Annotated in this window: 19 protein-coding genes and 1 tRNA gene; 13 read left to right on the forward strand and 7 right to left on the reverse strand. The window is 61.5% G+C overall.

Annotated elements, in window-relative coordinates; all coding sequences use genetic code 11:
- The coding region (locus ACILSI_RS10655) for a hypothetical protein (protein ID WP_395721859.1) at nt 1–1167 on the forward strand (1167 nt) is incomplete at its 5' end.
- A gap of 42 nt (nt 1168–1209) precedes the next feature.
- Nucleotides 1210–1680 carry a pentapeptide repeat-containing protein gene (locus tag ACILSI_RS10660; protein ID WP_395721860.1) on the forward strand — a complete coding sequence of 157 codons (471 nt, stop codon included), beginning with the start codon at nt 1210–1212 and terminating at the stop codon, nt 1678–1680.
- A 71-nt stretch (nt 1681–1751) separates the two neighbouring features.
- Here ACILSI_RS10660 and ACILSI_RS10665 read toward each other — a convergent pair whose 3' ends face one another.
- The 4 genes from ACILSI_RS10665 to ACILSI_RS10680 are packed head-to-tail and all read right to left on the reverse strand — an operon-like array spanning nt 1752 to nt 6914.
- On the reverse strand, nt 1752–3113 hold the full coding sequence (locus tag ACILSI_RS10665; protein ID WP_395721861.1) for a DUF4340 domain-containing protein: 1362 nt from the start codon (nt 3111–3113) through the stop codon (nt 1752–1754).
- 35 nt (nt 3114–3148) lie between these two features.
- Nucleotides 3149–5335: a Gldg family protein gene (locus tag ACILSI_RS10670; protein WP_395721862.1), complete on the reverse strand. Its 2187-nt coding sequence runs from the start codon at nt 5333–5335 to the stop codon at nt 3149–3151.
- Between the two features lie 40 nt (nt 5336–5375).
- Nucleotides 5376–6134, reverse strand: a complete 759-nt coding sequence (locus ACILSI_RS10675; RefSeq protein ID WP_395721863.1) for an ABC transporter permease — start codon at nt 6132–6134, stop codon at nt 5376–5378.
- 39 nt (nt 6135–6173) lie between these two features.
- Entirely contained in the window at nt 6174–6914 is a 741-nt protein-coding gene (locus ACILSI_RS10680; protein ID WP_395721864.1) for an ABC transporter ATP-binding protein, read from the reverse strand.
- Between the two features lie 243 nt (nt 6915–7157).
- On the opposite strand from ACILSI_RS10680, the gene ACILSI_RS10685 reads away from it, so the two are divergent.
- Entirely contained in the window at nt 7158–8999 is a 1842-nt protein-coding gene (locus ACILSI_RS10685) for a hypothetical protein (RefSeq protein ID WP_395721865.1), read from the forward strand.
- Between the two features lie 67 nt (nt 9000–9066).
- Here the strand turns inward: ACILSI_RS10685 and ACILSI_RS10690 are convergent.
- Nucleotides 9067–9143 (reverse strand) — tRNA-Asp (locus tag ACILSI_RS10690).
- A 148-nt stretch (nt 9144–9291) separates the two neighbouring features.
- Here ACILSI_RS10690 and ACILSI_RS10695 point away from each other — a divergent pair.
- From ACILSI_RS10695 to rpmF, 5 genes are read left to right on the forward strand one after another with little or no spacing between them, the layout of a single operon-like run.
- A complete protein-coding gene (locus ACILSI_RS10695) occupies nt 9292–10047 on the forward strand; it encodes a pyridoxine 5'-phosphate synthase (RefSeq protein WP_395721866.1) in 756 nt (251 codons plus the stop codon).
- Nucleotides 10048–10053: 6 nt separating this feature from the next.
- Nucleotides 10054–10425 carry a holo-ACP synthase gene (gene acpS / locus ACILSI_RS10700; RefSeq protein WP_395721867.1) on the forward strand — a complete coding sequence of 124 codons (372 nt, stop codon included), beginning with the start codon at nt 10054–10056 and terminating at the stop codon, nt 10423–10425.
- A 51-nt stretch (nt 10426–10476) separates the two neighbouring features.
- The gene (coaD, locus tag ACILSI_RS10705; protein ID WP_395721938.1) at nt 10477–10962 is read left to right on the forward strand and encodes a pantetheine-phosphate adenylyltransferase; all 486 of its coding nucleotides are present in this window, start codon (nt 10477–10479) and stop codon (nt 10960–10962) included.
- 14 nt (nt 10963–10976) lie between these two features.
- A complete protein-coding gene (locus tag ACILSI_RS10710; RefSeq protein WP_395721868.1) occupies nt 10977–11456 on the forward strand; it encodes a YceD family protein in 480 nt (159 codons plus the stop codon).
- 20 nt (nt 11457–11476) lie between these two features.
- Nucleotides 11477–11665, forward strand: coding sequence for a 50S ribosomal protein L32 (gene rpmF / locus ACILSI_RS10715; RefSeq protein ID WP_395721869.1), 189 nt, complete (start codon nt 11477–11479; stop codon nt 11663–11665).
- Between the two features lie 250 nt (nt 11666–11915).
- Here the strand turns inward: rpmF and ACILSI_RS10720 are convergent, their stop codons facing one another.
- Entirely contained in the window at nt 11916–12398 is a 483-nt protein-coding gene (locus ACILSI_RS10720) for a YybH family protein (RefSeq protein ID WP_395721870.1), read from the reverse strand.
- Between the two features lie 235 nt (nt 12399–12633).
- Here ACILSI_RS10720 and ACILSI_RS10725 point away from each other — a divergent pair, with 235 nt between their 5' ends.
- Together ACILSI_RS10725 and ACILSI_RS10730 are read left to right on the forward strand one after the other, a co-directional pair.
- Nucleotides 12634–13299, forward strand: coding sequence for a hypothetical protein (locus tag ACILSI_RS10725; protein WP_395721871.1), 666 nt, complete (start codon nt 12634–12636; stop codon nt 13297–13299).
- 81 nt (nt 13300–13380) lie between these two features.
- Entirely contained in the window at nt 13381–14349 is a 969-nt protein-coding gene (locus ACILSI_RS10730; RefSeq protein WP_395721872.1) for a DUF3500 domain-containing protein, read from the forward strand.
- 47 nt (nt 14350–14396) lie between these two features.
- On the opposite strand, the gene ACILSI_RS10735 is transcribed toward ACILSI_RS10730, so the two are convergent.
- Entirely contained in the window at nt 14397–15779 is a 1383-nt protein-coding gene (locus tag ACILSI_RS10735; protein WP_395721873.1) for a PQQ-binding-like beta-propeller repeat protein, read from the reverse strand.
- 152 nt (nt 15780–15931) lie between these two features.
- Between ACILSI_RS10735 and ACILSI_RS10740 the strand changes: the two genes are divergently transcribed.
- The 3 genes from ACILSI_RS10740 (at nt 15932) to ACILSI_RS10750 (ending at nt 17619) form a co-directional block, all read left to right on the forward strand.
- The gene (locus ACILSI_RS10740; protein ID WP_395721874.1) at nt 15932–16783 is read left to right on the forward strand and encodes an MYG1 family protein; all 852 of its coding nucleotides are present in this window, start codon (nt 15932–15934) and stop codon (nt 16781–16783) included.
- 126 nt (nt 16784–16909) lie between these two features.
- A complete protein-coding gene (locus ACILSI_RS10745) occupies nt 16910–17350 on the forward strand; it encodes a hypothetical protein (protein WP_395721875.1) in 441 nt (146 codons plus the stop codon).
- A gap of 101 nt (nt 17351–17451) precedes the next feature.
- A complete protein-coding gene (locus tag ACILSI_RS10750) occupies nt 17452–17619 on the forward strand; it encodes a hypothetical protein (protein ID WP_395721876.1) in 168 nt (55 codons plus the stop codon).
- The last annotated feature ends 133 nt before the right edge of the window (nt 17620–17752 follow it).

Raw genomic sequence — 17752 nt, forward strand, 5'->3', positions numbered from 1 at the left:
GAGGCCGGCGGGCTGAAGCATCCGTGGTTCACCTTCGGCCTCTACCCCGACGACAACTCCGGCGGCATCGACATCATCGGCAACATCGTCTTCCGCGTCGCCCACACGCCCATTCACATGCACAACTCGCGCGATTGCATCGTCGAAAACAACATCTTCGCCCTCGGCGGGAAGTTTCAGTTCGATCTGCACGGCTGGACCAAGGAGCAGCGCTTCTACACCAGCCACATCGACACCATGATCAAAGGCTACGAATCCGTCGCCGGTCAGCTCGCTTGGGCCAGCATGCGCGGCATGGAGTTGCATCCCAAGGACGCCATCCGCGACGACGGCACCATGATGAGCGGCAACAGCTTCCAGCGAAACATCCTGTTCAGCGACACCCCCGGCGTGAAGTATGGCGACATCCGCCACGCCACGGCCAAGTGGAACACCATCGATCACAACCTCGCCTGGAATGGCGGTCATCCCGTCGTCACCGGCGTGAACAAAGTCGGCCCCGACAAGCCCGGTGCGCCGCTGCTCACCGAAACCTTCGACAGCGCCGAACCCGGCAAGACCCCGAAAGGCTGGGGCTTCAACCATCGCCCCAACAAGGACGTGCAACTCGTCGTCGCCGACGGCGCTTTGCGTGCCGATTGCGCCCTCGGCACCGACCCTGGCAATCCCAAGACCGTCTTCCACGGCCCCGACATCCCCATCAAGCCCGGCGCGGCCTATCGCATTCGTCTGCGCATCCGATCCACCGAACCCACCGCGAAGCTCAGCCTCGCCTTCGCCAGCTTCAAAAACGGCGAAGGCTACTGGCAGGCCGGCAGCACCAGCATCACCGCCACGCCCGAGTGGACCGAGTTCGAAGCCACCGGCCGCATGCTCCGCGAAAACGAAGCCGCCTGGAAACCCTGGATGAAGCACTTCTGGCTCCGCATCGACTGCCACGAGCCCAAAGGCCAGATCTTCATCGACGACATCCGCCTCACCGAATGCGAACCCCTCGACGAATGGACCTCCTGGCAAGCCGAAGGCTGGGACCAACATAGCCTCATCGCCGATCCCAAATTCGTGGACTGGAAAAACGACGACTTCCGCCTCCAACCGGACTCACCGGCCTTCAAGCTCGGCTTTGAAGCCATCCCCGTGGAGAAGATTGGCATCAGGAAAGACTGAGAAGTCTGTTTGCCGTCATGCATTTTTCATCTTCATTCCCCCATGGCCAGCATCACCACCGAAGAACTCCTCGCTCACACCCAATGGCTCGAAAGCGGAAGCAAGAGCGGTCGCAAGATCGACGAGACGGGCATGAACCTCGCGGGAGCGGCGCTCAATGACCTGAATCTTGCAAAGGGCCAGTTTGTGGGCACCACGTTCACGAAGGCGAATCTGGCGGGCACGAATTTCGCCGGAGCGGATTTCAGCGGGGCGAACTTTGACAGCGCGAACATGCAAGGCGTGGATTTGAGCGGCGCGGATCTGGGTGGTGTGTCGCTGCGGCATGCGAACCTGACAGGCGCGAATGTGCGCGGAGCGGATCTTTCCGGTGCGAACCTGGAAGGCGCGAATCTGACGAACGCGGACTTCACGGATGCGGACCTGATCGCCGCAAACCTGACCGGAGCCACGCAAACGGGCATGAAACGCGCCGGAGCCAAGCTGGCGGACACGCAGGGGCTGGTGGAATAAAAAAACGGAGTGATGCGTATGGCACCACTCCGTTCGGATCCGGCTAAAGCCGGGACTAAAACACGAGTAGATTACTTTTTGGCGTCTGGTGCCGCAGGCTTCTCGCCGGTCACGGGATTGGCATCAGGTGCAGGCGCGGGTTTGATCTCGGGCTTGGGGGCTTCAGGAAGCGATGAGGCAGGCGTGAGAGTGGGAGGCGTGGCGGCAGGCTTGAGCCCTTCCAGCATCTTGGTCACATTCGGCAGTCCGCTGGTAGGAGCCGTTCCGGCCGCAGGTGCGGCGGCATCTTCTTTTTTCTCAGGCGCGGCGAGGACTTCGGCGCGGGTTTTGAGCAAGGTGCTGACGGTGTATTCGGTGACTTCATAAGCCCAGCCGGAGAGCTTCTTTTCAGCGGCGAGTTTCTCCTCCTGCTTTTTCTTCTCTTCAGCGAAGGCCTCGTCGTTTTTCTTTTTGTCCTCGGCTTTCTCATCCTTCACGGGGGCCCGTTCCTTCGGGATGTCGGCACTGACGGCAACGGTGAGGTAGTACTTGTCCGCGTCAGCGACTTTTTGCTTCACGGTCTGCACATCGTAGGTGAAGCCGTCAAAGGTGACGAGACGGGCCTTCAACGCGCCTTTCATGGTTTCAGCAACCTTGTCCTTGGGGAGCACATCGTTGAAGGTGGGAGCGGAGAGCAGGCTGGTGAGGTTGATTTTGCCATTGTCGAGCTTTTCACCGGGCTTGGCGCCTTCAAGGGTGAACTCGGTGGCGTCCGCGTTCGCACGCGAGGCTTTCCAGGAATCCTCCGGCTTGGCGGCGGTGACTTCGACGGACTTGAGCTTCTGCACATCGAAGAAGGCTTTTTCGATCCAGTTTTCAGGAGCGGTTTCGAGATCGGCAAAGGTGTTGCCAACGACCCAGATGGTGTCGCCGTCTTCAGGAATGCGGATCAAGCGCTCATTGCTGCCGCCGAAGGGCGAGGCGTTGGCGTTGCCGGAGCTGGTGACGTTGGCACCAAGAATGAGGGACTTCTTGAGGTTGCCCTTGGCATCCATCAATTCGACGAGGGTGCCGATACCGTAGGCGTTGGGCTCGCCGGGAGGCTGCACACCGATCTTGCCCCAGGATTCCTTGCCGACGATCTGCTTGCGGGTGTTTTTCTGCTCCTTGAGGGCCAGCAGCGCACGGCTGATCTTCTCAAAGCTGGCCTCGTAACCGCCACGCTCGGCGACGGCCCAGGTGGTGCCGTTGAGAGCGACGTTGACCTCGCTCTTGTCGTCTTTGACGCGGATTTTCTGCACGCTGTTGACGTCGAGGGCGGGCAGCAGCAGCTCGCGCATTTCGACGCCCTTGCGGGCACCGCTGCTGAGGCGGGATTTGCGGTCTTTCTGCTGGTAGAGAACCGCGCCAACGAGGATGGCCAGCGCGATGAGCAGGAGGATGATCTTGTTCATGGGATGCTAAGTGTGTTTAAAAGTGATGATTCAAATCAAACGGCGGCGGTGGTGGCACGGCGGCGGATGGCCAGCAGGATACCGGCGCAACTGACGAGCAGCGGCACGGCGAGGAAGTTCAGCCACTTGAGGGTAGTCTTGGTGTGCTCGATCTCCTTGTTCTGGTCCTTTTTGATCTCGCGCATCTTGCGGGAGAGATCGACGTCGCTTTGCATGAGGGCCTCCAGGTCCTTCTGCTGCTGCGGATCGACGATGTAGCCCTTGCCCTTGGAATCGCGCTTCAGACGCAGCGCGCCCATTTTTTCAGCGGTCTTCTCGCGCTCGGCCTCGAGGGCCATGAGCTGCGGACGGTAGCGGCTTTCGACCTTCTCGCGCATCTCCTTGAGAGTGCTGAAGGGCCGCACGGCGGACTTGCGGTTGCGGACCTGGAGGAGATCCCCACCGCCGGAGAGGACTTCGACGGCGTTGAGCAGCAGAGGCAGATTGCCGGTGCGGGAGACGAGCATGCCGGTCATGGGGTCCTGCTGCACGCAGAAGGCGTCATAGAGCATGTCGGCGTCAGAGAAGAGAATGACGACACCTTCGCTGTTGGCGGATTCCTTGAGCGAGCCGTCATCTTTTTTCTTGGCTTCAGGCTGCGGAGCCGGGGCAGCGGCGGGAGCTGCTACAGGAGCCGCCGTGGGAATGGAGACGGGTGGCGTGATAGCCGTCGCTGGCGCGGCAGGAGCAGCCGCAGTGGCGGGTGCTGTGGGAACGGAAACCGGCGGGGTGGTGACCGTCACGGGACCGGCAGGAGCCGCAGCGGGAACGGAGACGGGTGGCGTGGTAGCCGTCGCTGGCGCGGCAGGGGCCGCAGGAGCAGCGGCGGCGGGCTTGGCCTCGTCCTGGGCACCACCGGTGTCAGGCTTGCCGGTGGGTGGCGCGGGCTTGCCGTTCGGGAAGGCGGTTTTGAATTTGCCGCTGAGACGCAGACCAATGAGCTGCTTGCGACCGCTGGAAGTGAAGTTGGAAAGCCCCTGGGGCGAGCGAGCTTTTTCTGCCTCGGTGATATCAATCATGGCGGACTCCTCGGAGCTGCTGACGAGCGTGTTGGCGTCGATGCCCTCGCGCTTGTCGATGCTGAAGGAACCTGCGGTGACGAGGGTGAGCGAATTGAGGCCGGAGGTGATGCGATCGTCGGGATTGATGGCGGCGGCGGGCAGCAGCAGAGCGGTGGGATTGTTGCGGCCTTGCAGCATGCCACGGTAGTTCATGTCGGCGATGACCATGTCGTTCTTGAAACCGACGCCCCAGGCCTTGAGGAGGTTTTTCAAGTCGGAGGCCGTGTTGATCTGGCCGCCGGGCTGGCCGGTCATGGGGTTCTGCTGGCCACTGAACGCCTGCGCCACGACGCTGTTGGGATCCACAAAGGCGATGACCTTGCCGCCGCCGAGCAGGAACTGGTCGATGGCGTATTCGGCAGACTCACTGATGTCCGCCGGATGCAGGACGATGAGCACCTTGATGTTGGTGTCGATCTTGTCGGTTCCCATCGGCACCTCCGTGACGGTGTAGTCGGCGCGCAACTGCTGCACGATGACCCACGGCCCCTGGCCGGCTTGTTTCTGAAACGGATACATGGGCGAACCCATGACCGGAATGGAACTCATGACACCGATGACATTCTGCGCGGGCTTGGTGACCTTTGAGATGGCACGGGCGATGTCATACTCGACGGCGGAACCTTCATTCGGCGCGGGAGGATTGAGGAAGGGAATGACTTCCTTCTGGCCGAGGCACTCGACAGCCAGGCCAAAGTAAATCTTGTCACCCTCCTGATTCACCGGGCCCATGTCTTGAATTTCATCGGCGCGGGCCTTGTCCTCCTCCTCGGTGTTCGGGTTCGGATGGATGGTTTCGAGGATGATCTTGTCACCGGAGGCTTTCACCAGTTCCAGCAACAGGTCTTCCACGGCGCGGACGTGTGACTTGAGCACGTTCGGCATGACGCGGTCGTCCGTGGTGTAGTAGTAACGAATGGTGACCGGCTCGTCCTCGTTGAGGCGGCTGAGGATGTTTTTCGTGCCCTGGGACAGGGTGTAGATGCGGTCCTCGGTGAGATCGAGGCGGAAGTTGCCGAGGCCGAGGCCGCCGACGAGGAAGTTCAGCACGACAACGATGGCGATCACCAAGATGGCGGTGATACCGGTGGTGGCTTGTTTGCTTTTGAGATTCACGCTCATGGGGTCAAATCAGGTTGGAAGGGTTGGTTTGATGCCAGGATCAGGCGCGCTTGGCGCGCAGGGCCAGATGGGTGATGATCAGGGTGACAACGATGACGGAGAGGAAGTAGAGCACGTCACGCATGACGAAGATGCCCTTGGTCAATTCATAGAAGTGATCCATGAAGCTGAAGTAGCTCACGAAACGTACAAAGCCCTCGGCCCACTCGGGTGTGGTGCTGACAATCGTCTGCGTGACACCTGGGTCGCCAATGAGGGCGATGACGATGCAAAACGCGACGCTCACGATGAAGCAAACCACCTGGCTGCGCGTGATGGCGCTGACCGCGCAGGTGACCGAGAGGCAGGCCAGCGCATACAAGTAGCTGGCGACGTAACCGCTAATGATCGGGCCCATGTCAGGCTCGCCGAGGTAGCAGACCGTCCACACGATGGGGAAGGTCAGCGTGAGACCGATGAGCCACACACAGGATGCGGCGAAGAATTTGCCCAAGATCGCCTGCCAGGGAGAGACCGGCATCGTCAGCAGCAGCTCGATGGTGCCGAGGCGATGCTCCTCAGACCACAGACGCATGCCAACGGCGGGCGCGAGCACGGTGTAGATCCACGGATGCCAGACAAAGAAACGCTCGGTGAGGGAGACGTCCTCGCTGTCCAGGATGCGCGAGAAGAAGAACGGGAAGCCCATCGCCGCGAGAAGGAAGATGACGACGATGACGTAGAGCACGGGCGAGTTGAAGTAGGCCAGGAACTCCCGTTTGAAGACGGCCACGGTGTTTTGAATGTCGCGGTTTCGCATGTTCAGGTTAGATTGGGGTTGGTTTGAGAAAGGAGGGGATCAGGCGGCCTTTTTGTGGGCCGTGTCAGGCTTCGTGATGCTGCGGAAGACCTCGTCGAGCGAGTTCGCGCCGGGAACGAGCTTCTTGAGGCTGTCCGGCGTGCCGTCGGCCACGACCTTGCCACGATCGATGATGATGGCGCGAGAACAGGCGGCCTCGACTTCTTCCAGGATGTGCGTGGAGAAGATGATGGCCTTGTTCTGGCCCATGCGCTTGATCATGCCGCGCACCTCGTGTTTTTGATTGGGATCAAGGCCGTCGGTCGGCTCGTCGAGGATGAGCACATCAGGATCATGAATGATGCTTTGCGCGAAGCAGGTGCGGTGGCGATAGCCTTTGGAGAGCGTGTCCACACTCTGGTTGCGCACGTTGTCGAGGAAGCAGAGGTCGAGCACGCGGTCGATGGCTTTCGTGCGGTCCGCGCCATGCAGGCCGCGCATTTCGGCGCAGAAGCCGAGGAAGCTGGCCACGGTCATGTCAGAATACAGCGGGGCGTTTTCCGGCAGGTAGCCGAGGCGGAACTTCGCCTCCTCGGGATTCTCCAGCATGTCGATGCCACAAAGGCTGATGCTGCCGCTGGTGGGGCGGAAATACCCTGTGACCATGCGCATGGTGGTGGACTTGCCGGCGCCGTTCGGGCCGAGGAAGCCGAGCACCTCGCCTTTTTCCACGGAGAATGAGATGTCATCGACGGCCACCTTTGTGCCGAACACCTTGATGAGGTTCTTAACTTGGATCATAACGTCGTTGTATCGGTAGGGTTGGGGGAGGAAATGAACGTGGCGAGGGGCGGCCATGGTTGTTCGCCCCCTCCGGACTTTCAATCGCGGAGCGCTGCTTTAGGAGGAGCGAACCGTTTTTCAACTGAATTTTCATAAAGCGGCGGGCCACCTTCCGCGCCTTTGCACAGAACGGGTTGCACATAAATTTCAACGTGACGCGGCAATCCGAACACCTACACTCCGCCGCCTCAGCCGCCGCCCATGCTTTGGAATCAAAACATCGACCCCACCAAAGACCCCGCCAAGAAGCCCTTTCTGCTCTGGCGGCCGTTCGTCGCGGCGTGGCAATGGCTGGTGCCGCCCACCGTCGCGCATCGTGACCGCCAGTCGCCCCTGGCGCGCTGGATCGCCACCTTTGTCATTGTCAGCATCTGCACCACGCTGGTCGTCGTGGGCATCATTTATGCCCAGCCGATCAAAAATTCGATCAAGAACATGCGTGCGGAGCGCCTGGTCAAAGAGGCCCGGCGCATGGCCGAGAACGGCCAGATGATCAACGCGGTGATGCAGGCCCAGGAAGCCTATCAGAAGGCTCCGGAGAGCCTCGACGCCATCCGGCTGAACTTTGAATACTTCACCCTGATGAAGCGCGACACCGCGCTTTATTTTTATGACAAGCTCAAGGAGCGCGACGCCCTGACTTCCGCCGACAAGCAGCTTTATGTCCGCAGCCTGATCAATCTCGGCAAGCCCAAGGAGGCATCCAAGGCCCTGGAGGAGCTCATGCGCGTGGAGCAGCCCGGCGAGGCGCTGATGAAGCTCGCCGAAGAGGTCTGGGGCCAACGTGAGCAGAACAAACCGCTGCTCAACGTGCTGCGCAATTACACGCAGATCCACCCGGAGGACAAGGACAGCGCCCTGCGCCTCGCCAAAGTGCAAATCTCTTCCGGCAACCCCACTGAAGTTGGCCAGGGCATGGAAACGCTCTGGAATTTGGCCGACCAGGATGACACGCTCGGTCTCCAAACGCTGGAATACATCAACTCCCTGCCCTCCCTCACGCCGGAGGACATCAACCGCCTCATCTCACGGCTCAAAACCCACCCCAAGGGCGACCACCGGCACTATGTCACCGCGTTGCAGCGTGAAGTAAGGCAGTTCCCGCACCGCAAAAAGGAGATTGTCACCACGGCGGCGGACAAATACCGCGACAAGAAACGCGACCAACTGCTGCCCTTCATACGCTGGCTCGTCGAAGAGAGCGAGCCGCTTCAGATTCTGGCCATCCTGCCCGAAGAAGAAGCCAAGACCCATCAGGGTCTGCTCGAAAACTACCTCAACGCGCTGACCATGCTCAATCGCTTCGGTGATGTCGAGCGTCTGGTCAACGATCCCAAGATCAAGGACGTGCTCGATCCCACCACGGTGGCGATGTTCAAAGCACATCTTGCCTATGTGCTCAAAAAGCCCGCCGAGGAGCTGCGCTCCAAGCTCATCGCCGCCAAGGACATGGCCGAGGTCAACGGACGCTACCCTGCCCTTCTACGCATCGCCCAGTATGGCGAGGATCGCGGCCACTTCGACATCGCCGAAGACGCCTACCGCCTCACCATCCGTGCCGCCCAGCGCGCCTCTGCCCCGCCCCGCATCGAGCGAGAGGCCTACACCGGCCTGATCAAGGCATGCGAGGCCAATCAGAACACCGAAACCCTGCTCCAGGCCACCCAGGCCGCCGTCACCCGCTGGCCGGACGACACCTCGTATGTGGAGCGCAATCTCTACGTCAGTCTGCTCGTGGGCAAGAACACCGAACTCGCTCTTCGCAACGCGCAGAAGCTGCTGCAGATCCAGCCCAAAGATGATCAGCGCAAACTTGCCGTGGCCCTGGCGCATCTCCGTCTCCAGGACATCCAGCAGGCCGTGTCGTATCTCCAATACATGGACTTGAACCAGCTCAGCGAAGGCCAACGCGCTGTGTTTGCCTCCATCGCCCGCAGTGGTGGTTTTCGTGAGGAGGCCGCCGGTGTCATCAAGGCCATCAATCCCAAGGCACACATGCTGCCGGAGGAGAAACGCTGCTTCGAGCGCGCACTGGCACCCTGAGCCGCAACACCGGTGTTTTTCAGGTACGAAAAAGGCCGCCTTGAAACAAGGCGGCCTATACATCCGGTGGCGGAACGGACGGGACTTGAACCCGCAACCTCCAACGTGACAGGCTGGCGCTCTAACCAATTGAGCTACCGCTCCCTACCGAATGGGCCGCGATAGTAAACGCATGACATGTTCTGGCAAACGGAAACTTCCCTGCTCGCAAAATTTCATCACTGCCCCTCTTCACACGAGCCTGACAGGACACGAGGCTTGCGGCGTGGATTGACCGCGCTACATACGGCGCATGATCCAGCCCAACCTGCTTCTCGGTGTCAACATCGACCACGTCGTCACGCTGCGCCAGGCGCGCTATCGCACGATGCTGGACTCGCCGAACGCCGAGCCCTCCGTCCTCGCCGCCGCCCTGGAGTCGGAGGCAGCAGGTGCTCACTCGATCACCGTCCACCTGCGGGCAGATCGACGTCACATCCAGGACGCCGATGTACACCTCCTGCGTCAGAACATCGCCACCAAGCTCAATCTCGAAATGGGCAACACCCGCGAGATCCTCGACATCGCGCTCGCCATTCGTCCAGATTTCGTCTGCATGGTGCCGGAGAGCCGCGAGGAAGTCACCACCGAGGGCGGTCTCGACGTCGCGGGTCAGCGCGAGGCTCTGCGCACCACCGTGAAGGCTCTGAGCGACAATGGCACCCGCGTCAGCATGTTCATCGACCCGGACCTCGACCAAGTCCGCGCCAGCGCCGAGATCGGCGCGGCCATGATCGAACTGCACACCGGCACCTTCGCCAATCACACGGGCGACCTGCGCAAGGCTGAGGTGGACCGTCTGTGCGCCGCTGCCGAGCTCGGTCATGCCCTCGGCCTGCAAATCAACGCCGGCCACGGCCTCACCACGAAAAATCTGCCCGATCTTTGGCCCGTGCCCCATCTCGCGGAGTTGAACATCGGCCACCACATTGTTTCGCGGGCCGTTTTCATCGGCCTAAGGACAGCGGTGCAGGAAATGCTCGCCGTCATGGCCACCTACCGCGATTAAACGCCGATGAAACCCACCGGCATCGGCATTGATCTCGTGGAAGTCCCGCGCATCCGCGAACTGCTGGAGAAGCATGGTCAGCGCTTCAAAGAGCGCACCTTCACCGCTGGCGAGATCGCCTACTGCGACGCCTGCGCCGAGCCGGCCATGCACTACGCCGCCCGCTTTGCCGCCAAAGAGGCCGTCGCAAAGGCCCTCGGCACCGGTTTGTGGGCGGAAGGCGTGATTTGGACCGACATCGAAGTCGTGCGCGAAGCCAGCGGCAAACCAGCGATCGTTCTCCATGGCGCGGCAAAACAGCACGCCGCCGAGGCCATTTGCCTTGTCAGCCTCACCCACACGCGCGACCTCGCCATGGCGCAGGTCATCCTCGCCTGAGCTTTCTGCTTTCACCCGCAGAGCGCCTCCTCTACACTCGGCTTTAGAAAAATCATGCGACGCGCGATCTACCCCGGCAGCTTCGACCCCCTCACCAACGGTCACCTCGACGTGCTTCAGCGTGCTGCGGGCATTTTTGACAATCTCATCATCGCCGTCGCCCGCGACAACGCCAAGGACAGCCTTTTCAGCGTCGAGGAGCGTGTCGAGCTCATCCGCCGCGCCACCGCCGAGATCAACGGCATCGAGGTCATGCCCTTCGACGGCCTGCTGGTCAATTTTGCCCGCCAGCACCGCGCCTGTGCCCTCGTACGCGGCCTCCGCGCTGTGTCCGACTTCGAATTCGAGTTCCAGCTTGCCCTCATGAACCGTAAGTTAGAACCGAACCTCGAAACCCTCTTTCTCATGCCGCGCGAAGAGTACACCTACATCAGCAGCCGCCTAGTGAAGGAAATTTGCCGCCTCGGCGGCCATATCGAGCAGTTCGTCCCCCCGAACGTCGCCGAAGCGCTCTGCGCCAAGCTGCAAACGCGTTGACCCCCTATCCAGCCATGCACCGCCCCTTTCATATCGACATTCGCTCCCTCCCCGAGAGTGGCAAAGACATCACCGGCCAGGAATCCCCCGCATTCTTCGGCCTCGACGCCAATGACCCCATCCAGGTGCTCTCACCCCTCAAATATGAGCTGCACCTGCAGAAAGACGGCGAGGATCTCCTCGTCTCAGGCCGCCTTGAGGCCCTTTTCAGTCTCGAATGCGGGCGCTGCCTGGAGCGTTTCGAGCACCGCGTCGATCTTCCCCACTACGAGACCGAGCTGGAGATTGCAAAGGATGGAACGATCAACTTGACGGATACGATCCGGGAAGATACTCTCGTGGCCCTTCCGAGCTACCCACGCTGCGAGGCCGGCAATGTCCGTCCCCGTCAGTGTCCCGCCGAAGGCAGGTTTGAACCCGTGCTGGAGACAGCCGAAGAAGAGCCTCAAAGTGCGGGTCCGGGTGTGTGGGAAGCTTTGAACAAACTGAACTAGACCCCCACCCCAGAAATCTCATGGCCAATCCCAAGCGCAGACAATCCAAGAGCCGCCAACGCATGCGTCAGGGCGCAAACCGCTGGAAAGCGCCCACCCTCAAGTCCTGCCCCGAGTGCGGCACCACCGTCCCCGGCCACGTCGCCTGCCCTTCCTGCGGCTACTACCGCGGCCGTCAGGTGATCAGCAAAGTCGCTGGCGAGGCTTAATCGCCCCTCTCCCTTTTCAATCAACCCTGCCGTGTCTATCACGGCGGGGTTTTTTGTTTTCCCGCATGCAGGGGTTCACCACACGGCGCAATGATTCGCCGCGCCCTGCCAGAAGGTGTCGGCAAAGTTGCCCACAGCCCCACCGCCACGCGGCAGGCCTATTCCTCGGTTTCAGGCACACGCACGGAGCCGCCCCGAAACCAAGGATCAGAGTTCGTCGGCTGAACAGGATTCACCGGCGACTGTAAAACTACTTCGCCAGGTAGGGCAGCAAGTCTGTGTGGTGCCCGATCATTTTCCACTCGCCCTTTTCTTTGCGGAAGATGCTCGTGGCGCGAATCAGCACCGTCTCCGGCTTCCCGTCCGCTCCCTTGTTCTCGCCCTTCTCGTAGTTGTGCATGACCGCCAGATCCTCACCGGCGTTGATCTTTACCTCCGTCGCATCCACATGGCCTCCCAGCTTCATCGCTGCCTGCGCCTCCCAACTGGCCTGTACCTGGCTCCATCCCACCTGAAATCCTCCCGTTGGCCCCATGTAGGTGACATCTTCGGCGTGCGACCAGATCTCCTTCATCGGGCCCGCGTCACCCGTGAACATTGTGTTCAACGCCTGGTAAAACTGCGCCGCCGCTTTCGCGACCGCCTGCTCATCTTTCTCCGCTGCCGTGACGTTGGTTACCAGCATGACCACGAGCATGGCCAGCGCGCCCAGATTCGCGATGTACGTTTTCATAGGTGTCTCCTTCAGGTTGGTTTGGATTGTTGAACAGGGCCGACTCTGAAACAAACACCCGTGTCGGTTCAAGCGCCGCACCCATAAAGAAAATATTGTTCGAGTTTCAACGCCGCGTGTCGAGAAAAAACATCACCGCAGCGGAGAACCAGCCTCCCCGTTCATGCTGTGCCCCTCTGGCTTGACTTTGGCACCTCGCTCTGTGAAAAACTGCCGGTCCTTTATCTTTAAAGCCATGCCCACCTCCCCCTTGCGCAGCATTGTCACCCAAAGCATTCCCCTTTGGATTCTGGCCGGCGGTCATGTGTTTGCCTCCCTGTTTCTGCGGGAACTCAGCCTCGGCCTTGATCACATTGAGGATCCCGGGCTGCTGGGCACCGTTCAGTTCATCTCCGGCTTCTACCAGTGGACGAACCACTGGCTCAAGCCCGTCGTTCTCGTGCTCATGGTCTTTTTGCAGCTCCGCATCTTGCGCGGGCGCTCCGTCCAAAGCGGCCAGGATCTCCTCGGCGGTCTGCTCTGCCTGCGCTGCCTCTTTCTCTTCGTCACCATGAACCTGCTGCTCATGAGCCGCCTGAAGGCCGACGGCATGCTGCTCTGGCAGTTGGTTTTGTTCATCCCTGTGGTCACTCTGAACTTTGGCTGGCTTTACTGGCGGCTCGATTCCTCCGCCCGCAGCGCCGGGCGGCGGCACATCCGCTTCGAAAACGAAGCGGAAGACCCTGTGAGCATCTTTGACTACTTCCATGCCTCGTCCATGGCCCTGCATCAGTTCGAGCCGAAAGGCGCCTCCCCCACCAGCCGGCTTATGAAGACCCTGTTCATGCTGCACGGCGCCGTCATGCTCGATCTCGTCGCCCTCACCCTCTCCCGGGCCATCGCCCTGGCCTCCGGTGGCTGAGACCACCCAGCCGCGCCATCCTGCAAATCAGTCTGGCCTTTTCCGCCGATCTCTGAGAACATCCGTGCCATGAATTCGCTCATGTCCTCTCCTGATCGGAAATGCCTCAGCCGCCGCGAGATCCTCCGTTCATTCGGTGCCGCCGCAGCCTTCGCCGCCGTTCCTTCCATGCGCGCGGCAACGGCGGGCAAGGATTCCCTGCCCATGCAGTTCTACAAAAGCCTCACCGAGGAGCAGCGCGGCAAGATCATCCTGCCAGTGGATCACCCGAAGCGCCAGTTCGTCAGCAACTGGTGGTACATCTGCCCTGAGCAGCGCCTCCACACCTTCTACACGCCGGACCAGCAGGATCTCGTGCGGCAGATCTTCGAATCCCTGCATCATCCCGAGCATCGCGAAAAGATGAACTGGCAGGTACAGAAGGATCTCATGGGTCAGATCAAAAACACGCCCTCCGTCGGCTTCTTTGGCACGCCGGAGGACAAGGACTTCGAGTTCATCTACACCGGCCACCACGTCACCCGCCGCTGCAACGCCCACACCGACCAAGGCCTCGGCTTCGGCGGCGCCCCCATCTTTTACGGAAACTTCGCCAAGGCATTCCGCGAGTCGAAGGATCACGAGGGCAATCCCTTCTGGTATCAAGGTCTCGTGTTCAATGAGTTCGTCAGCGCCCTCGACGGCAAGCAGCAGGAAAAGATCCTGGTCGGCCGCGAACCACGCGCCGAGAGCCCCGCCGCCGTCATCCAGAGGCGCAAGACGGATCTCCCCGGCCTTAGCGGTGCCGATCTCAGCAAGGATCAGCAGGCCAAGCTCCTCGAAACCATGCGCCGCATGCTCGTCTGCTTCCGGCCCGACGACGTCACCGCCACGATGAAGACCATCGAGGACAAAAAACTCGTCGAACGCCTCTTCATCTCCTGCTACGGCGGCACCTTCGACATCGGCGCTGACAAAGTCTGGGACACCTGGCAGATCGAAGGCCCGGACATGGTGTGGTACTTCCGAGGCTACCCGCACATCCACGGCTACTTCCATCTCCCGAGCTAGCCAGGCCAAGAGACGCGGATGACCCGGCCGGCCATCCCTCGCTCGGATTACTCCGCGTTCCCACGCGTGCGACCCACGCGATACAGCGCCAGTTCCGTGCGGATGAGCAGATCGTTGTCGCAGACGGCCATGGAAGCCAGGGTCTTCTCCTTCAACTCGCTGGTGGCCACCACCTGCAGCGTCTTGCCCGGCTTCACCACGGCGGACGCGCCCTTCTCATCGATCGCGTAGATCAGGCCGTCGGCATACAGCAGCGAGGCGGAACTCGGGCCGAGCAGGCGCTCTTCAAAATACACCGTGTTCGTCTTCGCGTCGCGGCAGGTGAGGAGGCCGTTGTCAGCCAGCATGTACAGTTCGTCGCCGATCACCAGCATGGAAGGATTGTGCGGCACATACTTCGTCTCCTGCCACACCACATGCGTGCTCGTCACGTCACCCTTGCCATCCGCCTTGATCGCCAGGCCCACCGGTTTGTCGTAGCCCGTGCTCAGGAAGATGATCCCGTGCGCAAACACCGGCCTCGGCACCACCGAGTAGCCCGTGCCATACATCACATGCCAGATCTCGCTGCCATCCTTCGGGTTCAGAGCCTGCACGATGCCGCTGCCTGCGCTGATCACCTGCTTCTGGCCTGCCACCTCAATGACCAGCGGCGTGCAGAAGGAAAACTTGCTCTTCGCCTCCGTCGCCGGGCGGGCGACTTTCCAGCGCGTCTTGCCCGTGGACTTGTCCAGCGCCACCACGCTCGGATCCTTGATCCCGTCCGCGCTGAAAATCAGCAGGTCATCCACCAGCGCCGGGCTGCCGCCCGTCCCGTGCTGCGGCAGGTACGCGTTCTCCTGCGAGGTCCACACCACCTTCCCCGCCTCATCCAGGCAGGCCGTGCCATGGTGGGAGAAGTGCGCGTACAGCCGCCCCGCCTCATACACCACCGACGGACTCGCCTGGCTGTTCTTGGCGTGCATCTTCAGCGCCGCCGGATCTTTGGCTTCAAACACCTTCGTGTCCCAAACAGCCTTCCCCGTCGCCGCATCCAGGGCGATCACATGCAGGCTCACCGGCTTCGGCGCTGGCGGCGGTGCCTTCTTCGCTGGCGCGGGCCGCTTGGAACCGTCCGCCTGGGGCGCTGCAGCCACTGGTGGAGGCGCGACGGGCTCCGCAGCCACCGCGTTCGGATCCACCGGCAACTCGACCGCCGTGGTGATGAAAATCCTCCCGTTCGCCACCACAGGCGACGACCAGCCCTTGCCCGCCACTTCCGAGCGCCACACGATGTTCTTGTCCGGTGCCCATTCCGTCGGCAGTCCCTTGGCGCTGGAATACCCCTGCGCCGTCGGCCCGCGAAACTCCGGCCAGAGCGATTCAGCGTGAGAAGAAGCCGCCATCAGGCAGAGTCCGAAGGAGAAGAGGAAAGGAGAGCGAGTCATCATAAGCGGGCCGAAGGAACGGCCCGCCCGCGCACAAGCTTTCGGCTCGCCGGACAAGCGGGCCGAAAAAGCGAAAAGCGGCGCAAAAACTCCCGCGCTCTTTAAAGCTCTTTCGTCTCTTGCGCCCCCCTACTCTTCACGCCACCCAGTCCTCCATGCCCCTCTCCCTCATCCTCACCCATCCCGGCGGCGCTCATAAGGACGAGCTCCTCGCCTGCTCCCTCCTCGCCGCCGTCCACCGCGTGCCCATCGTCCGTCGTGAACCGACGCCAGAGGATCTCGCCGAAGCATCCATCGCTGTCGTCGATGTCGGCGGCGAGCACGCCCCCGAGCGGCACAATTTCGACCACCATCAGTTCCCCGCCGACCACCCGCCTGTCTGCGCCCTCAGCCTCGTGTTGCAGCACCTCGGGGTCTATGAAGACGCCCGCCAGTTCTGCGACTGGCTGGAGCCCGCCGAGTGGTTCGACACCCGCGGCCCGAATGTCACCGCCCAGTGGCTCGGCGTGAACCGCGCCACCATGAACAAGCTCACCTCCCCCATCGACATCACCGTCCTGCGTCGTTTCGCCAAGGCCAAACGGCTCGAACCCGGCGAGCCCCTGTGGGAAATCCTCAGCTACATCGGCCAGGACCTCCTCGACTACCTGCGCGATCTGCGGACGCGGCTCGACTTCGTCGCGCAGAACGCGGAAATCTGGAGCGTCGAAGACCACGAGATTCTCTTCCTCCCCCGCACCGAATCGAGCCCGGAGGATGTCTCCGCCAGCATTGACCGCTACCTCGACACCCTCGGCAAGAGCCGCAGCGTCGCCGCCCTCATTTATCCCGACCGCCGGGGTGCTGGCTACGGCCTCTCCCGTCACAACGACGACCCCCGCTACGACTTCACCCGCATCGAGCAGGAAGCCGACGTCCACTTCGCCCACGCCCGAGGCTTCGTCGCCAAAACCTCCTCTTCAGAGATCGGCCGAGTGAAGGAGCTACTGGGACTGGCACGGGTGTAGCAGAGAGGAAATCCAGATGGGGCATTCACCCCATGGCCCCGGTGGTGATTCTGCGTCATGGTCGTTCATCGCGGTCTGCGTCTGCGTGCGTCCAGCCGCCTTGTTCCCTGATTTCCACCTCTGCCAATGAATCCCCTCAGCGACCTCCCCGTACGCGCCAAACCCGGCATCATTCGCAGCATTCCCATGCTCGCGCTCGCCTTGCTGGCCTACAATCTCGCCCTTGCCATGGGGCACGACTTCCGGCTCCTGCCGGAGCAGCCGCTGTGGGGCGCCGTCCTCATCTCCGGCGCGGCCTGGAGCGTCAGTTGGAATGAAGTCATGATCGCCGGCGGACTCGCCATGCTCTTCATCGAAATCCTGAAGTCCACCCGCACCACCCAGCACTCCACCCTGGAGCACCTTCTCTCCATGCTGGTGTTCATCAGCTTCATCGTCGAGTTCCTCGTCGTCGCCAGGGCCGGCACCAACGTCTTCCTCCTGCTCGGGCTCATGTCGCTCATGGATGTCATGGGCGGCTACGCCATCTCCATCGCCGTCGCGCGCAAAGACTTGAACATCTCCTAGCCTCCCCGTCTCCCGTCTCCCGTCTCCCGTCTCCCGTCTCCCGTCTCCCGTCTCCAAGTCTCCCCGTCTCCAAGTCTCCCCCCCTGCCCCTCTCCAACCCTATGAAAAACATCCTCCTCCTGCTCCCCTTCGCCCTCCTCACCCTGGCCGCTCTGCCAGCCTGCCGCGAGAAAACCACCGGTGAGAAAATAGGCGACAAAATCGACGACGCCCTCGACCAGCGCCCCGGCGAGAAAATCCGCGACGCCGTGGAAGACGCCAAGAAGTAGCCGCCGTGAGCCGGAGGCTCTTCAGGCATTGGCGCACGCTCCCGAAACCGGCCTGTCCACGCTCCGTTCCATTCCACGCAGCCAAAGACTGCGAAGGATGAATCGTCAAACGGCCTTGGCCCCCTTTTCATCA

It is taken from the genome of Prosthecobacter sp. (assembly GCF_044232965.1).
Taxonomy (GTDB): domain Bacteria; phylum Verrucomicrobiota; class Verrucomicrobiia; order Verrucomicrobiales; family Verrucomicrobiaceae; genus Prosthecobacter.

Bases quoted from the DNA above. Each gene is read 5' to 3' on its own strand.
- ACILSI_RS10660 (WP_395721860.1), top strand. From the start codon at position 1,210: ATGGCCAGCATCACCACCGAAGAACTCCTCGCTCACACCCAATGGCTC.
- ACILSI_RS10665 (WP_395721861.1), bottom strand. From the start codon at position 3,113: ATGAACAAGATCATCCTCCTGCTCATCGCGCTGGCCATCCTCGTTGGC.
- ACILSI_RS10670 (WP_395721862.1), bottom strand. From the start codon at position 5,335: ATGAGCGTGAATCTCAAAAGCAAACAAGCCACCACCGGTATCACCGCC.
- ACILSI_RS10675 (WP_395721863.1), bottom strand. From the start codon at position 6,134: ATGCGAAACCGCGACATTCAAAACACCGTGGCCGTCTTCAAACGGGAG.
- ACILSI_RS10680 (WP_395721864.1), bottom strand. From the start codon at position 6,914: ATGATCCAAGTTAAGAACCTCATCAAGGTGTTCGGCACAAAGGTGGCC.
- ACILSI_RS10685 (WP_395721865.1), top strand. From the start codon at position 7,158: ATGCTTTGGAATCAAAACATCGACCCCACCAAAGACCCCGCCAAGAAG.
- ACILSI_RS10695 (WP_395721866.1), top strand. From the start codon at position 9,292: ATGATCCAGCCCAACCTGCTTCTCGGTGTCAACATCGACCACGTCGTC.
- acpS (WP_395721867.1), top strand. From the start codon at position 10,054: ATGAAACCCACCGGCATCGGCATTGATCTCGTGGAAGTCCCGCGCATC.
- ACILSI_RS10710 (WP_395721868.1), top strand. From the start codon at position 10,977: ATGCACCGCCCCTTTCATATCGACATTCGCTCCCTCCCCGAGAGTGGC.
- rpmF (WP_395721869.1), top strand. From the start codon at position 11,477: ATGGCCAATCCCAAGCGCAGACAATCCAAGAGCCGCCAACGCATGCGT.
- ACILSI_RS10720 (WP_395721870.1), bottom strand. From the start codon at position 12,398: ATGAAAACGTACATCGCGAATCTGGGCGCGCTGGCCATGCTCGTGGTC.
- ACILSI_RS10725 (WP_395721871.1), top strand. From the start codon at position 12,634: ATGCCCACCTCCCCCTTGCGCAGCATTGTCACCCAAAGCATTCCCCTT.
- ACILSI_RS10730 (WP_395721872.1), top strand. From the start codon at position 13,381: ATGTCCTCTCCTGATCGGAAATGCCTCAGCCGCCGCGAGATCCTCCGT.
- ACILSI_RS10735 (WP_395721873.1), bottom strand. From the start codon at position 15,779: ATGATGACTCGCTCTCCTTTCCTCTTCTCCTTCGGACTCTGCCTGATG.
- ACILSI_RS10740 (WP_395721874.1), top strand. From the start codon at position 15,932: ATGCCCCTCTCCCTCATCCTCACCCATCCCGGCGGCGCTCATAAGGAC.
- ACILSI_RS10745 (WP_395721875.1), top strand. From the start codon at position 16,910: ATGAATCCCCTCAGCGACCTCCCCGTACGCGCCAAACCCGGCATCATT.
- ACILSI_RS10750 (WP_395721876.1), top strand. From the start codon at position 17,452: ATGAAAAACATCCTCCTCCTGCTCCCCTTCGCCCTCCTCACCCTGGCC.